The 14,389-nt window shown below is 60.7% G+C and carries 20 protein-coding genes; 2 read left to right on the forward strand and 18 right to left on the reverse strand.

Annotated elements, in window-relative coordinates:
- Positions 1-28 precede the first annotated feature (28 nt).
- The 6 genes from CK228_RS13615 to CK228_RS13640 all read right to left on the reverse strand — a co-directional run bounded on the left by CK228_RS13615 (position 29) and on the right by CK228_RS13640 (position 7,356).
- The gene (locus CK228_RS13615; RefSeq protein ID WP_095788171.1) at positions 29-2,191 is read right to left on the reverse strand and encodes a hypothetical protein; all 2,163 of its coding nucleotides are present in this window, start codon (positions 2,189-2,191) and stop codon (positions 29-31) included.
- A gap of 65 nt (positions 2,192-2,256) precedes the next feature.
- On the reverse strand, positions 2,257-2,781 hold the full coding sequence (locus CK228_RS13620; RefSeq protein ID WP_143750582.1) for a hypothetical protein: 525 nt from the start codon (positions 2,779-2,781) through the stop codon (positions 2,257-2,259).
- A 24-nt stretch (positions 2,782-2,805) separates the two neighbouring features.
- Positions 2,806-3,168 (reverse strand): hypothetical protein, encoded by a 363-nt coding sequence (locus tag CK228_RS13625; protein ID WP_143750583.1) that lies wholly within the window; start codon positions 3,166-3,168, stop codon positions 2,806-2,808.
- Between the two features lie 95 nt (positions 3,169-3,263).
- Positions 3,264-5,753, reverse strand: a complete 2,490-nt coding sequence (locus tag CK228_RS13630) for a hypothetical protein (protein WP_095788174.1) — start codon at positions 5,751-5,753, stop codon at positions 3,264-3,266.
- Position 5,754: 1 nt separating this feature from the next.
- Complete coding sequence (locus CK228_RS13635) at positions 5,755-6,345, reverse strand: phage tail protein (RefSeq protein ID WP_095788175.1); 591 nt, start codon at positions 6,343-6,345, stop codon at positions 5,755-5,757.
- Positions 6,346-6,423: 78 nt separating this feature from the next.
- Positions 6,424-7,356, reverse strand: coding sequence for a capsid protein (locus tag CK228_RS13640; protein ID WP_095788176.1), 933 nt, complete (start codon positions 7,354-7,356; stop codon positions 6,424-6,426).
- A gap of 286 nt (positions 7,357-7,642) precedes the next feature.
- Between CK228_RS13640 and CK228_RS13645 the strand changes: the two genes are divergently transcribed.
- Both CK228_RS13645 and CK228_RS13650 read left to right on the forward strand, forming a co-directional pair.
- Positions 7,643-7,924 carry a hypothetical protein gene (locus tag CK228_RS13645; RefSeq protein WP_143750584.1) on the forward strand — a complete coding sequence of 94 codons (282 nt, stop codon included), beginning with the start codon at positions 7,643-7,645 and terminating at the stop codon, positions 7,922-7,924.
- A gap of 21 nt (positions 7,925-7,945) precedes the next feature.
- Complete coding sequence (locus tag CK228_RS13650; protein WP_095788178.1) at positions 7,946-8,206, forward strand: hypothetical protein; 261 nt, start codon at positions 7,946-7,948, stop codon at positions 8,204-8,206.
- 235 nt (positions 8,207-8,441) lie between these two features.
- On the opposite strand, the gene CK228_RS13655 is transcribed toward CK228_RS13650, so the two are convergent.
- The 12 genes from CK228_RS13655 to CK228_RS35750 form a co-directional block, all read right to left on the reverse strand.
- A complete protein-coding gene (locus CK228_RS13655) occupies positions 8,442-8,711 on the reverse strand; it encodes a hypothetical protein (RefSeq protein WP_095788179.1) in 270 nt (89 codons plus the stop codon).
- A complete protein-coding gene (locus tag CK228_RS13660; RefSeq protein WP_095788180.1) occupies positions 8,708-8,992 on the reverse strand; it encodes a hypothetical protein in 285 nt (94 codons plus the stop codon). Before CK228_RS13660 ends, CK228_RS13655 begins: the two co-directional genes overlap by 4 nt.
- Entirely contained in the window at positions 8,989-9,372 is a 384-nt protein-coding gene (locus tag CK228_RS13665; protein ID WP_095788181.1) for a M15 family metallopeptidase, read from the reverse strand. Before CK228_RS13665 ends, CK228_RS13660 begins: the two co-directional genes overlap by 4 nt.
- Before the next feature lie 53 nt (positions 9,373-9,425).
- Positions 9,426-10,283, reverse strand: a complete 858-nt coding sequence (locus tag CK228_RS13670; protein WP_095788182.1) for a hypothetical protein — start codon at positions 10,281-10,283, stop codon at positions 9,426-9,428.
- Complete coding sequence (locus CK228_RS13675; protein WP_095788183.1) at positions 10,280-10,468, reverse strand: hypothetical protein; 189 nt, start codon at positions 10,466-10,468, stop codon at positions 10,280-10,282. The genes CK228_RS13670 and CK228_RS13675 overlap by 4 nt, the downstream gene beginning before the upstream one ends.
- Positions 10,461-12,056 (reverse strand): portal protein, encoded by a 1,596-nt coding sequence (locus tag CK228_RS13680; protein ID WP_095788184.1) that lies wholly within the window; start codon positions 12,054-12,056, stop codon positions 10,461-10,463. The genes CK228_RS13675 and CK228_RS13680 overlap by 8 nt, the downstream gene beginning before the upstream one ends.
- Positions 12,057-12,243: 187 nt before the next feature.
- A complete protein-coding gene (locus tag CK228_RS35285; RefSeq protein ID WP_179295902.1) occupies positions 12,244-12,414 on the reverse strand; it encodes a hypothetical protein in 171 nt (56 codons plus the stop codon).
- Positions 12,415-12,472: 58 nt separating this feature from the next.
- Positions 12,473-12,631, reverse strand: coding sequence for a hypothetical protein (locus tag CK228_RS13685; protein WP_179295903.1), 159 nt, complete (start codon positions 12,629-12,631; stop codon positions 12,473-12,475).
- Between the two features lie 131 nt (positions 12,632-12,762).
- Positions 12,763-13,572 carry an exonuclease gene (locus CK228_RS13690; RefSeq protein ID WP_095788185.1) on the reverse strand — a complete coding sequence of 270 codons (810 nt, stop codon included), beginning with the start codon at positions 13,570-13,572 and terminating at the stop codon, positions 12,763-12,765.
- Positions 13,569-13,778: a hypothetical protein gene (locus CK228_RS13695; protein WP_095788186.1), complete on the reverse strand. Its 210-nt coding sequence runs from the start codon at positions 13,776-13,778 to the stop codon at positions 13,569-13,571. Before CK228_RS13695 ends, CK228_RS13690 begins: the two co-directional genes overlap by 4 nt.
- On the reverse strand, positions 13,778-14,038 hold the full coding sequence (locus CK228_RS13700) for a hypothetical protein (protein ID WP_095788187.1): 261 nt from the start codon (positions 14,036-14,038) through the stop codon (positions 13,778-13,780). The genes CK228_RS13695 and CK228_RS13700 overlap by 1 nt, the downstream gene beginning before the upstream one ends.
- Positions 14,038-14,238, reverse strand: coding sequence for a hypothetical protein (locus CK228_RS35750; RefSeq protein ID WP_245438024.1), 201 nt, complete (start codon positions 14,236-14,238; stop codon positions 14,038-14,040). Before CK228_RS35750 ends, CK228_RS13700 begins: the two co-directional genes overlap by 1 nt.
- Positions 14,239-14,389 lie beyond the last annotated feature (151 nt).

The following is a 14,389-nucleotide window of genomic DNA, read 5'->3' on the forward strand; positions in this document are numbered from 1 at the left end:
CCCCGGTGGTGTTCCGAGGGCCTGAGGGTTAGTTGCTGGCGCGAGGGCTCAGCGGCGGCATGAAGCCGTTGTCGTCGTAGAGTGGCTTGGTCCTGTCGACCGGAGCGCGGCGACCGAGCTTCTTGACCTGGGGCTTGCCGCCCGGTGTCGGAAGCGTGATGTCGAAGTGTTCGCGCGTCTTGGGATCGACCCAGACCGTACCGTTGCCGTCTTCGGACTGAACCGGGACGAGGCCGCGCGTCTTTGCGACACCCCGGATCGAGATGTCCTGCGCTGCCTTGGCGTCGGTCGTAGCCTTCATGGAATTGCCACGGGACCGGATGGTGCCGATGGTGACGTAGTAGGGTTCCCCCGACTTGTCATCCATGAGCGGGACGCCAGTGTTCTTGTCGGTAAGCATGAAGCGCCCGCCCGACTTGTTGATGTCCTGCGCCGGGATGATGGAGATGTCTCCAGCCCCGATGTCGTGATCCTTCAGCACACCTGGGTTCTCCGTGGCGAAGTCCCCGATGATCCCGTCAAGGGCCTCCTTGTAGTTGTCGGGCAGGGCGACCTTGCCGAGCGACAGGAGGGTTCCGTTGTAGGTGATCGAGTTGCGCTTGACGCTGTCGGCAGCGACCTCAATGGCCTTGTCCTGATCCAGGCCACCACGCACGAGGCGCTTGGCGATGGAGGCTACGCGCTGCTGGGCAGCCGCAGAGTTGGTCGGCGTGAGGGTCGTGAAGAAGCCAAGGAACCCGTCCTTGGTGCCGATGCTCTTGACCGACTGGTCGATGGCGTCGTTCTGGGCCTTGGTGAAGTTCAGGCCGTCCACCTGTACAGGCTGAGACGTCCTCGTGGCGAACTCCAGGGCACCCGCATCGGACATCTGCCGGCCATCTTTACCGGGCAGCTCGTCCTTGGCGATCATGAAGCTTTCCATGAAGTCACGGTCAGGTTCGCTAAGGTAGGCCATGTAGGTGTTCTTCGAGGTGTTCATCAGCCACCTTGCCATCTTGACCTTGTCCATCACCCTCGACATGGCGTCTGGGTTCTGGCTCATGTCTATCGAGGCTGCCTGGGCGATGCCGGTCACAATAGCCTTGAGGCCAGGATGGTCGAGGCCCGACTGCTGCGACACGCGAAGCTCTCGAGCCATGGTCTGGTCGGGCGTCTCTTTGTTGACCGAGGCGATCTGCTGGGACCTGTCGAGGTAGCGGTTCATCGCTTCCTTCTTGATGGTCTCGGCGGGCTTGGTCTTCTGCTCGTGGTTGTGATCGTACCATGTCACGTCGGTGACGCGGTCGAGCTTGCCATCGCTCAGAAGGGTGTCGGCCTGATGGTCGATCTCATCCTGCTGTGCCTTGTCCTGGCGAAGCCCAATGGCCTTGGCAGCCTCAGCCTTGATCTGGAGGACACGGTCGGCATAGGGCCGCTGAGCGGACAGGGACGTCTTTCCAGAGCGTCCGTCGTACTCCTGATCGAGCAGCGCAACGGCATACTCAGGGCTCGTTGAGGCCAGCCGGGCAGCCGTGTTCAGATACTCCTGATCCAGCGTCTCGTCGTTGACCCCGAGGGAGCCCTTGACACCGAGCGTCTTGCGTTCGTTCGTGAGGAGCGCCGCGACCTTGCCCGGCTCAACGCCAGCCGCAATCAGCTTGGTGGCATTGTCGTTGACGTAGGTGAACGCGCTGTCCGTGTTGGACTGGTTGACCCGGTCGACCTTGTATTTCTGCTGTTTGGCCAAGACCGCGGTCTTGTAGCCATCCCAAGCCTTGCCGGCAGCCGCGAGGGCGTTCGGGTCGGTCAGGCCGCTCTTCTCGATGTTCTCTTGGAACTTCTTCGCCAGGAACTCTTCGGGGTTGCCGTTGTCCCAATCGAAGGAGGTCTGAAGTTCGGCGTCGGTGTCAGCCGCGAGGCCTTCAGCCCACTTGCCGCCGTAGATCGACTGGCGGGCAGCATTGCTGATCTTGTCGTCGGTGACCATCATCTTGCCGTCAGCGATGTCCTTGCGGGTCTGCGCGAGGGTCTGGCCGGCGATGTGCATCTGGAACGCGGCATCTTCCCGCGCTCGGTCTTCCTTGCTGCTCTTCCCGACGACGCCCACAAGGTTCCCGATGGTTCCCGAGAAGGCCCCCAGAGCATCAGCCAGACGGAACAGGTTCTCGTTCTTGGCCGGCTGCGGCGGGGGAGCGTAGGTGTCGGACTGCATCGGCGCTGGGCGAAGCTGAATGTCAGCCTGTAGGCCTGGTACTTGAACTCTTCCTTGCTGTGCCATTAAGCGGTCCCTGCTGCCTTAGCTCGTTGGTAGCCTCCGTATGCGTCGAGACCACCTCCAAGGATGCGGATAGCGGCGTCTGCGAAGGATGGCTTCTGGCCCTGCTGGACCGAGTTGATGCGGCCCTCGGCCTGCGCCTGGGTGCTGTCCATCTCGCCTCGGAGATAGTCCGCGTTCATCTGGTAGTTGTTGTCGAGGGTGCGCTCGTAGCGGCCCTGCTGCCCGTAGTAGTCAGCGATCAGCGCGTCGACCGAAAGGCCTGTCACGCCAGCCTCGCCGGCTGCCACTTCTGCGGTTCCCCGACCCTTCAAGGCCTCGGTGTTAAGGTCCTGCTGTTGCTGGGAGGCAGCCTTGCGTTCTTGCAGCGCGCGGTTCTGGTTGGTCGCGTAGGTGTTGACGGCAGCCTTGTTCGCCGCGTCACGGTTGTTCTTGTAGTATTGCTGCTGCGCCTCGTACTGCTGCTGCTGTCCCATGAAGCCAACGGCGGTGCTGGCAGCGGACATAGCGAACTGGGCAACAGCCATACCGACTGCGCCAATGCACATTCGTTATGACCTCAATCTTGCAAATTCGTGGAAGGGACGCTTCTCAACGCCGAACTCGTCATGGGTCCTCAGGAACGAGAAGCCCATGCGCTTGAGCCAGCGGATGTGCGTGGTGTTGCGCGCGTCGATGTGATTGCCGAGCAGCGGGCGAACCTTGTGCAGCCTCTTCAGCCACTTTGGGGTCAGCCCGATAAGCTCTCGACGGTAGTTCATGATGGCCGGCGAAGAGACCATCCAGACGATGCCCATGTAGGGGCCGCTGGGGTCGACACCGAAGAGGCCAAAGACCTCACCTGATGGTTCAACTCCAGCCCAGACATAGTTTCCCTGCTGGACCAGAAGAGGCAGGACAACCTCGGGCTCCATGCCCAAGGCTGCCTTGCACTCGTCTCGATCTGCTGACCGCAATCGCGGGGCCAGGAAGATAGCGTCGGCCACCTTGGCCCTGCGAATTGTGATCATTAAATCCTTTTGGACTTGGCTGTGTAGCTGCCGATCCACTCGACGCTCAGGAGAGAGCTGGGGAGGTAGCTATCGTTGACGATGTCGACCTGAACGCGGTCGTTCTTCGCGAGGATTGGGATGCGGCACGTACCGTCGCTCAGCGTGACTGTGTCGACCTTGTTCTCCGGGTCGCCCATGATCCTCCCGTTGGTCACGTAGGATCGCGTGGCCTGAGCCAGCGGTGTGACCTCGATACGGAAGTAGGCGGTCTTGGAGTAAAGGAAGATCAGTTGCAGGAGCTGGAGCCGCCCTTCGGACAGGACCGCGGTTCCGCCGTTCTGCGACTGCTGCCGGATGAAGATGTTGGAGAGCCGGTATCGCTTGGTGTACGGGGTGCCGAAGTTGAGAGGCGTCTTGGTCAGGTTGCCCCGAACGACGATGTGATCCGCCGCTGCCTCCACGATCTCGATCTGCAGTCCAACCCTAAGGGCATCCGGACTGGTCGATCCAGCGGTCACACAGAGGTAACCTCCAGTCGACACGTCGATGTCCATGGGGATGTACGTGAGGTCGGTGTAGGGGTCGTAGTCAACGCCCGAGAGATTCGGGACATCAACGGTGAAGCGGCGGTCGAGGTGGGTGATGAAGGTGGAATGGTCGTCCACGCCACCCGGTTCGACGTCGATGGCCTCGATCATGGTCTCGACCCCACGCTGAACGATCATGATCAGGCGCGAGGAGATGAACCCAAAGTCGAGGATGCGGGTCACCCCAGGGAACGTCCAGTTGGACCACGAAGCCTGGAGCTTCTCGTTGTTGGCCCAGTAGTACTTGTAGACGAACAGCTCCTCGGGCTTCCCATCCGCCTGCACCACGAGGATGTCCTCATGGGTCGATGCAGCCATCTTGATGATGGAGCCGGGGACGTACTGAGGGACGTGCCCTGTGGCGTCCTCAGCGGAAGCCTCGCCCGATGCCGCGTCGATGCGGTACTCCCTGACCATGGAGAATTGCCCACGGTCGACTGGGAAGAAGATGGCGTCACCCGCTGCCACTGGCCTTGCCTTGCTGGACGCCGAGTAGGACGTCGAGGCGCGGATCGAGGCGGTCTTAGGGGTGAGCAGCTCGTTGCCCTTGAAGGTGAACTGGTTCTGGTCAGCGAACAGGACGAGCCTGTCAGCGAAGCCGATACCAGCTCGGAGGATCGACACGTTCGTCTCGGAGGAGGCGACGTCAATCGGATCATCGTCGAGCAGGGCCGTGGCCGTTGCCTTCCAGTAATCGAAGAACGATCCCGCGCGAGACAGGATAACGTTCTCACCGGACAGGAGGCCAACCCGGTTCTTGAAGAACACGACATCGCTGATCGTCTGACCAACGAATGATGGTGCCGGGGAGGTGATCTCGTCGCCGGCCTTCCGCTGATCCCATGTGGCCTTCTTGAAGGTGAAGGTTCCGTTTGCCTCGCGGACGAGGACATGGGGCATGGTGGATGCGTCGAACGCCTTGCTTACTCCAGGCTTGGGGATTTCTCGCCACACGCCGGGGGTGCTGCTGTTGTCCGTGGGGGACTGCTTGCCGAAGCGGACGAAGTAGTCGTCGAACGCCGTGGAGATGGAGCCGGTGATCTGGATCGCCACTGCCTCGGTGCAGAATGCCGGGAGGTCCGAGAAGTCCTGAGTGGTCTTCTGGATCGCCTTCATGGCATGGCCGTTGTAGCCATCCTCGACGCCGATGGAGAACGCAGCGCCGTCGTTCCGCTTGATGTAGATGGTCCCCTTGTTGGCGGTCACAGTCCAGCCGTTGCCAGCCGTGTAGCCAGCCGCGACGAGGTTCGTGTCTGTGGCCTTCCAAGTCCAGTCGCCGTTGGCGCCCCCATTGACGGTCGTGGACAGGGCCACGGTCTCGCCTGAAACGAGCCTACGAGCGATGAAGTTGGTGTCGACTGCCGGTGCCTGGGCCGCACTCGTCCCATCCGGGGTGCGATACCAAGCGACGACCGAGCCATTGAGCGTGATCTTGTAGTCCTTGCCGTAGTTGCCGGCCATCACGTAGACCAGGGCCTCGCTAGGGGACACTTGCTCGACCACTGCGGGGTCCATCGCGACCTTCTTGGTGGTGTTCGTGACGAAGGTGTAGTCGCCCACCGTGACCGTCCTGTAGGGCGGCTTGGCGGGGCCTGCGGTGTAGCTCAGATAGGAGAACCCATCAGGCGTGTTGACGGTCTTCTCGATGCCGTCGAGGGTGAACACGCGGATGCCCGTGGGGGACATGAGGACCTCGTAACGCTCATCAGCGTCACGGTCGATCATGTGGGCATGGACTGACGCTGGGACGTTGCCGTTGATGGCAGCGATGCGCTTGGTCGGCGGCCGCTTCCTCAGGCCGTCCACAACGGTTGAATAAGCGTTGACCTGAAGCTCACCCTGAGAGGCAAGCCGAAGCGCCACAGCCTGTTGACTAACGCCGTTCGCAAGGCTCGGGATTGAGCCGCTGATCTTGGACACGTTAGCTGCGGACGCGGAGTTTCTGCACGAACTGGCTGCCGGTCAGCATGTTCGGATCGGTGCTGTCCAGCTCCTCCTGCATCATCGCGGAGCGGGCCTGAAGCTCGTCCTGAAGGGTGTAGGAGTGGGTGTTGGGATCACCGAAGTAGCGGTCTTGGTATTTCCGAGCCGCCTTGATGGTGATGTACATGCGGGCCGAGGAGGGCATGTCCTCGAAGTCCAGACCTTCGACCATGTCGACAATCACCGGGGCGGTGAAGACGTAGGTGTTGTCGGTCTTGTTGAAGAGGCGCAGGCCGCGCTGTACGCAATTCATTGCCGCGCTTTCCCCAACGGTGTCGACCCGAAGGGTGTTGCGAGGGAGCCTCACTTCGCCGGACTGATCCGGGGTGATGGACAGGCTTTCGAGGGTGTTGAAGTTCCAGCCCTGCGTCTGGACCTCCACAGAGGTTGCGCGGAGCGTGTTCATTGCGAGCGAGGCGTCAATGACGATGTTGTCTTCCAGCGTCGAGATCGGGCTTTCCGAACCAGTGGCGAGAACCTCGTTGATGGCCTCAAGCTCAGTCAGGGGTGCTAGTCCGTTTGCGGACATTGGGCCTCCGTGGAGCGTTGAAACGAAAAAAAACCGAGGCCCCCTAAGGAGCCCCGGTTCATTGGTGAGTGGTGTGGATTAGGCGATTGCCAGTTCCAGGCCGCACTCGGGACGGAGACCGCCGTGACCGACAGCGTACTTGGCGACGATCAGGGTGCCCTGACGCGAGACCATGTATTCGCTCTCGATAGCGACATCGAGCAGCTTCACAGTGCCGGCGAGGCCCTTGTTGAAGATGATGCCAGCGGTGTTGGTGAAGTCGCCCTGGTACTTGGCCGGGCCGGTTGCAACGGTCGTGCCGTTCGGGAGGTTCAGCGACTTGAAGACCGGGATGTCCGCGATCTTGAAGACCTTACCGTCCGAATAGGAACCCTTGCCATCCCAGTCCTTGTTGATGACCTTTGTGTTCTGGGCCAGGGCGTAGTACTGCACCGGCTTCAGAGCTGCCTGACGGTCAGCGGGGATGTACTTGCCATCGAGCGCGGCAGCAGCGTCGAAGAAGGCCGCAGCCATCTTGTCGCTGTCCGTGAGCAGGTTGGCGTTGACGATCTTGCCACCACCCGGAAGGTTGTCCACGACGTTCGACATGCGGGTCGTCAGGATCATCGTGCGGGCGACGTTGCGGTCGTATGCCTGGGCCAGCTCTTCGCCGAGCTGCTTGGTCATCTCCGAGCGGGTCTCGAAGTGGTTCATCGCTTCCCAGATGTTGGCCGTGAAGTAGTCGGTCAGCAGGAGGTCGTCGATGGTGATCACGCGCTCGTTGAACTTCGTGATCGTGCCGAGGACCTGATCGCCCGGCGTGTGGTAACGGGCACCCGAGGTGCGACCGGTAACGGGGAAGGAAGCGGACTTGCCTTCCGAAATGTTGCGGACCATGTGCTTGTCCGCGAACTCGACAGTGCGAGTGAATGCAGTCAGGATTTCGCCGGTTGCGACCTTGACGAAGTTAGCCTGGACGTCGCCAGTGCCGTTGGCCTGACCGAGGTTAGAAACAATGCCACCATTGGCCATGTTGTGTATTCCCGTGTTTGTTCTGAGGTTTGCGCGGACCTCGGAGCAGCACTGGAAGCGTCATTGGGATTGTCCGGCTTCCGTCCCCTCAGGGGCGGTTGGCGGGTCTCCAAGTAATCTTCTGGTGAGACTTCCTTGGTTCCATGATCACCGCCTAAAGAGGGGTGTGATCTGCTCGGAACAGGCGTCGGGAAGGGGACTAGGTCCCTGTGGATCGTGGGGGAAACTAAATTTAGGGTAGTCAGCGGGCTCGAAGACGTCGATGCTGTTGGAAAGGAGATTCGAGATGCACTTCAACGCCAACAAATCAACTAAATTCATAGTGGTAGCTGACTACGCGGACGATACTACAAAGACGGCTGCGTTCGCCTCGGACGCGACCATCAAGGAAATATTCGATACTTTCTGGCCCGAAGATGGAAACCTTGCGGCATCGGTCGGTCGTTTCGAGCTTCCGACACGGTTGCGAATTTCGCCGGACGAGAAGGTTGTGCCACCCGATGAACGTTTTAAGAACTTAGGGGAATGGCTGAACCCATCAAAAGACAAGACAGAGCAGCCTGCTTGATACAACCGAGAGGAAGTTTGAATGTTTGAGGTCGGCCAATCATACCGGTTTGTTACCCTGGAAACAGGGGATAACTTGGAAGGTAAATCGATGACCTATGAGACCTCTATCGTCCATGAGGTCTCTGCTGTTGAGGGAACCCTCGTTAAATGCCTTGGGCCAGATTATTCAGACCCTAGGTTTAAGGATTTCAACCCGCCAGGTCTTGACCCGAATAGGCCGCGCGATGAAATAATCATCAATACGGCGAGCCTCTTTTTTGTCCGAGCGGAGAAGCAGTGAGCGCCGGCCCACATTATTCAAACGTGGGCTCGTGCGCATCTAATGGGAGATATTGTCGTAGAAGGCGATGAGGCGCTTGCCGCAGTCGCTCTTCTCGTTCTCCGATTTCTTCAGCTCCGCGATGAGGAACATCACGCGCTTCTTGGTCATCACGCCGCTCGACGGCGGGGCGACCTGGGTCTCAAAGCATACCCGCAGATCGGCGGGCAGCTCGGGGTAGTGCGGCTTGGCGAACTTAGCGCCAGAGGTCGCGCAGCCGCTCAACGTCAGGGCCACTAAGGCACTCACGATCAGCGTCTTCGAGCGTTTCCACATACTGGTTCAATTCGCCTATCTTGGTCTGGAGGGCTGCCTGCCGCTTGGCGTTCTCGGCAGCGATGATGGCGTCCGACCGGCGCGCATTGCGTTCCGTGTCGAGGGCCTTCTGCGTCAGCTCGATGGTCTCGGTGAGCTGGCTGAGTTCTGTGGCATGCTTGGCATCGAGCCGACCCTTGCCGTAGATCACGCCGACGAGGGCGAGGACGGCGAGTAGTCCGGCGAGATACCCGTAGATGCGGGGTATGATTGGGACGTCTCCTGTCCGTTGAAGAAGTTGAGGAAGCGGCGGTAGTCCATGTGGCCGACACCGACATAGGCTCCGTAGAGGGAACCGATCAGGGCCAGCGAGGATGCCACTGCAGCGGCCCCTTGGTTGGTGTAGAGGCTGTAGAAGGCGAGCCCCCAAGCCAGCACGGTATTGGCCAGCAGGAACTGTTTGGAGGTGCGCCTGCTGGACCTGAGGTTCACGGGTAGCTCGCCCAGGGTAGCTGGAAGTGCGGGCCGTCCTTGAAGGTCTTCCAGTCGCCGCCCCATTCAACGGGTACGCCGACGTCCTTAGCGGCCTGTTTCACGGCTGCCGCGAGGGGGTAGTAGAACTTCCAGTCGAAGGTGACCTTGCCGTTCACGACGGGCAGAAGGTCGACAGCGTGGCCGTCCAGATGACGGGAGCGCATGGTGGTCGAGACGCCCTTCTTGACGTTGATCGCCTGCTGCGCTTTGGAGCGGAGACCTTCGCCTACTGTGAAGTCTTGGGATGTGATTTCGATGGCGCGCTTGACCACTTTGACGAGGTCGGGGTGGACGCCGGCCAGATTGGCGAGCGACTTCGCGCCTAATGAATAGGCCATGATTTCCTTTGAGATGGCCCCCACTTGACATGCAGAGGTGGGGGCCGTGTCCGTTAGCGGATGTTGTTGGACCGAGCGAGCTTCTGCTCGACCGTCGTGCGGTATGCGTGGTCGCGGGCGTAGCGGTCGTCTTTCATCGCGTCTTGGACCTGAGCCCAGCTCGTGAAGACGTCAGTGGCAGTGGCTGCGGGCTTGCCGCCGATCAGCGTCGGGTCTCTCCCGTTCGCCGCTTCGTACTTGCCTTTGAGCTGCTCCATGGCGACCACGGCAGCGTTCACGTCAGCACCCTCGAATGACTTGTTGAAGGTGTCGATTTCGGCAGCCGGCAGGGACGTGGAGGCCCATGCGAACATGCGGTCCATGCTTTCCTTGCCACCGGCTGCGCTAGTGATCCGTTGCGTAGCCACTTCTGCCAGAGCCTGCTGGCCGGCGATGAAGGCGTCGACAGTGGCGCGGTCGTGACCAATGGCCTCGGCTGCGGCGTAGTCGGCGTCTGTCAGCTTGCCGTCCTGAGCCAGGAACTTTGCGCTCAGATCAGCGACAACCTCGGATGCCTTCGGGGTCTCGCCCTTGTCCTTCTCGGCGGCAGCTTTATCAGCCGCTTCCTTGGCCTTCTCGGCTTCGGTCTTCTCGGCTTCGGGCTTGGCCTCTTCCTTCGGGGCACCCAGCTTCTTGGACAGCTCGGCATAGGCTTTCGCCATGTCTTCCGGTGTGGCGAACTTCTCGTCGAGCCACTCGGGGCGAGCTACCGGGGCAGCTTTGGCCGCTTCAGCAGCAGCCACGTCAGCCGCGATCTTGGCACGAGCTTCAGCTTCGCTGGTCGGGGCAGTCTTAGCCGCCTCGGCCAGAGCCGCAGCAGCTTCGTCAGCGGTCGGCTGAGCGGTCTGGACCTGGATGGTTTCTACGCTCAAAGGGTCACCAGAACGTTGCCGCTGAGCAGCACTTCATGGTTAGCCGGGAGCTTCGGCTCTTTGGCCTTGGCCTTCGGGGCAGCCTTCGGGGCTACCTCGGTTGGGCCGGCAGGGCCTGTGATGCCCTCAAACGGGTTGGGCGGGGTGTCGGTGGGGCCGGTCGCCCCTTCATTCGTATCAGCCATTCTGTTCTCCTGTCGTGGCTTGTGGTTGGGCTTGCTGCTTCATGCCCTCTTTCGCCATGCCGCCCATTTGGGAGATGGCTTGAGGACCGAGCTGTTGGAGCATGGCCATCTGCTGGGCCTGCTGGTCAGCCTGGGCGATCTCTTCGTCAGTGCGAATGAGACCCCCGGTGTCAATGCCGAACGCAGCAGCGCGGCGCTTGAAGTACTCCCCGAGGTTGACATAGCGACCAATGACTTCGGAGCCACCCAACTGGGCAGCACCGGCCAGGAAGCCGTCGAGGTTCTGCAGATCGTTGCCACGTCCGAGTGCGTCGAGGCCCGTCACGATGGACGTTGAGGTCAGCTCCTTGGGAAGCGGAGGGACCTTGCGGACGAACTCCATGCGGATTTCGTACAGCCTTGCGACGGGCAACTGGAACTCTTCAGCCAGCAGCGAATAGACGCCGCCGAGGCCTTGATCCAGTTCGCCGGCCATGAACCGGATTTCCTCAGCCGTGACCCGCTCACCCTTCCGTTGGATGGAGGTGTTCAGGAGGAAGGCGAAGGAGAGCCGTTCGGTGAGCTGCTGGATGAACCTTTCGGCCACCGCAAAGTCGGCCTGCTTGTCGAGCCTGAGGGGCATGACAGAGTTGATGTCGCCCTGGACGAACGCACCGTTCTCAGCCTTTGCGAGCTTCTGAACGCTGATGGTCGAGTTGGGGTTGACGATCCAGACAACCTTAGCGCCCTGCACAGTGCCGTCCCGGAGTGCTTCGGTCAGGACGTCGAGGGAGTTGAGGTCGCCAATGTACTCGTCGACAAAGCCGCGACCGTAGTCCTCGCCTTCCACATAGGTGAAGCGGAGAGGCAGCCAGGGCAGCTTGTCTTTCGGATAGGTGCCAGAGTAGTCGCCGTCGATCTGGACGCCGTCAATCTCTTGGGTGACGATGTAGGAGTTCGAGGCGTCATCGAGCGTTATCAACGTGAAGACGTCGACCGTCGCTTCCTTGTTCTGTTCGCCGCTCTGGTTGGCAGCGCCGATCTTCGCCTTGATGTCCTCGGCCAGGGCAACGCGGGCGACCTGTTCCTTGATGACGATGTCGAGGACATTGCCAGAGGGATCGCGGTTGACCACATAGGAGCTGAGGCGGAAGCCCCGAGGCTTGCCCTTCTTCGGGATGAAGATCATGTAGTTGCCGGCGATCACGAGTTGGCGACATGCCTCGAAGGCGATGGGCCGGAACATGGAACCGTTCATCTCACTGAGAACGGCGCGCTCGCGGGCGCTGAGAGCCTTCTCGATTTCACCACGCTTATCGGCAGCCTTCGTCAGGTCCTGCAGAGCGATGTCGTCGATTTCGTACTTGAAGAAAGGCGCGTTGATGGGGAACAGGCTCTGGCTCAATTTGGAAGCGAGGAACCTGACGCCACGAGCGCCGAGACCTTGGTTAGGCTCTACGAAATCTGCCGATCCCGACGTCCCCTCTTTGGGGAACAGGTACGGGACAGTCAGTTCAGCCGCCCGACGAGCCCGCTTAAGGTACGGGTCTCGGTCGGTGGCCAGTTGTTCGTAGAGAGCCTTAGCCGCGATAGTTACCGCGTCGGCCAAGGGTTACTGCGGAATGTTGATGCCGGACCCGCCAGCGTTGGCGAGCGGGATTGTCAGGGACTTTCGTCCGCGACGGGTGGCGTTGGAGTTGGCACTGTCCTGATTGGCAGTGCGGGATGTTTCGTTCAAGACGGGAGCCATAGGCTTGTCAATGACCGGGGGAGGTGGCGCGACAGGGTCGGCCTTCTCAATCTTCGGCTTGCTTAAGCACATTTGCGAGTAGGTCTTCTTCCTGATTGTGGAGGATAGCTGCGAGGTGAGAGATCACCCGCTGTTCTCCGATCAAAGCCCCAAGCTCACGGTCGGAAATCTCAAGACCGGGAAGTTTGTCGCGAAAGACCTGTTTCAGGTACGCCAACAATTCCCGTGTGACTGGCGGAGGAACCAGAAACCCCTCCGTAGTGCTAGTGGGGGTGTTATGGGACACCGAGAAGGTCCAACTCGCGTTGTGCGAAGTAGATGATCTTGCGGAGATCATAGGCGCGCGTCGTGCCATCCTTGGAGCCGAGCCGGTAGCAGGCCTTGAAGATGTTCCCGATGCTGAACCCCATGCGCTTATGCTCGATGAGGTCCATGAGTTCCTTGGCTCCCTCGGGGATCAGGTAGTACGACGAAGCGCCCCCGTCAGACTTGACCGCTGGGGCCGAGCTTTCGGAGGCGCAATGTCTGGTGCAGACGTAGCCAGGGCCTTTGCAGACACAGTCCGTCATCGTGGCGTCCAAAGAATGGGTTCCTTCTTCACATGGTCGTAGTCGTTGTTGTGTAGGATGCGGGCCAGTCGAGCCTGTAGAAGGGCATCGTCGGCGGTCAGGCCGGCGCGGCTGAACTGGTGAAGAACCACGTCCCAGAGTGTGGGCACGTCGATCTCTTTCCAGCGGGTCTCGGTCTCACCCTTGCGCTTGCCGCGCTCGACGGTGTGTTCGTAGCTCTCCAGCCCGATGCGCCTTTCGAGGGCGTCCCTGGCCGTGACAGGACCCATGCCAGGACAGCCGGGATAGCCGTCCGTGGTGTCGCCCGTCAGAGTCTGCGTCAGCCAGTTCATCTCGGCCTCGGCAGGGGTGACCTTGACGATCTCACCGTTGCGGTAGATCAGGCCGGGGATCGTGAGCATGTCCTTGTCCTGGGACACGATGATCTTCTCGCCTTTGATCAGCCGAGGGTTGGTGGCGAGGATGCCCATGACATCGTCCGCCTCGATCCCTGGCTTGTACTTCGCGCCATGCTCTTCGATCAGCCAGCGCTTGACCTCGTTGGTTCCAACCGGCTTGCGGGAGCGTCCCTTCTTGTAGCCGTGGTAGAGTTCGTGGCGGAAGGTGATGCCCTTCGAGAGGGTGATCACCGAGGCGTCTGCATCAAGGTCCCTTTCGAGGCGCTTGATGGTGTCCAAGATGGTGGCCTTCACTTCCTTGACGTCGCAAGTCAGGGTCCACTCATCGTCACCCCAGTCGGTCTCGACCTCAAGGGCAGCTCCGGTTGACACGACGAGGATGTCCCCGTCGATCAGTAGTGTTCTCAATTGGTCTCCTGTTCAGTGATTGTGACGGGGACGATGGCGTAGCGGTAAGCTCGGGAGCTGTAGGACCATCGCTTCAGGTGGGCCTCGGCGTCCGCCTTCCGGTGGAACAGCTTGGCCTTGTCGAGCCCTTCCTTGCGGCGGCGCGGGCCAGGAGCCTCACCTCCGATGTAGTGGCCGGTGTCGATGTCCTTGATGACGAACCGCATCAGCGAACCACCTCGTGGTCGATGTGCCAGCTCTGGATGCATCCGGCTTCCCACTCCTCGGGCTGCTCCTCAGCGAAGAACAGTTCGAGGCTTTCCCCGGTGGGCTTCTCCTTGAAGACGTAGACGAACTCGTCGCCGCTCTCGCTTCTGCCAGTGACGACCCAGACGCGGGGAACGTCGCCGCACCGCTCGGGTTCACCATGGGCTGCCGCGTAGCAGACCCCGTACTGTTCACAGCCAACGCCCATGTCGCAGGCCATCAGTCGATCTGCCGGATGCCGTACTTGTCAGTCAGGGCTGCCTGCATCGCATCCCGATCCGCCTTCCGCAGCAAACCGGCGATGGAGCCCCCGTAGCATACCGGCTGCATCGTCTGGATGTAGCTCGAACCACTCTGTGCCGGCGATGCGATAGCCAGCCAGCAGCTCGTGAAGAACTGCTTCAGCTTGTTTCCGATCATCAAATCTCCTCGTTTCATGGAAGTAGTAGGCGCGGTCAGGGTCATTGGTGTTGGCCTGACGGATGCGGTTCTTTAGGTCTTTCGCGAAGCCCGCTTTGCTTCGTCCAGGCCACGCCGGGTTCGCCATGATGTAGACGAAGCCCGGCGCGTT

The organism is Mesorhizobium sp. WSM4312, assembly GCF_002294875.1.
In the GTDB taxonomy this organism is placed as follows: Bacteria; Pseudomonadota; Alphaproteobacteria; order Rhizobiales; family Rhizobiaceae; genus Mesorhizobium.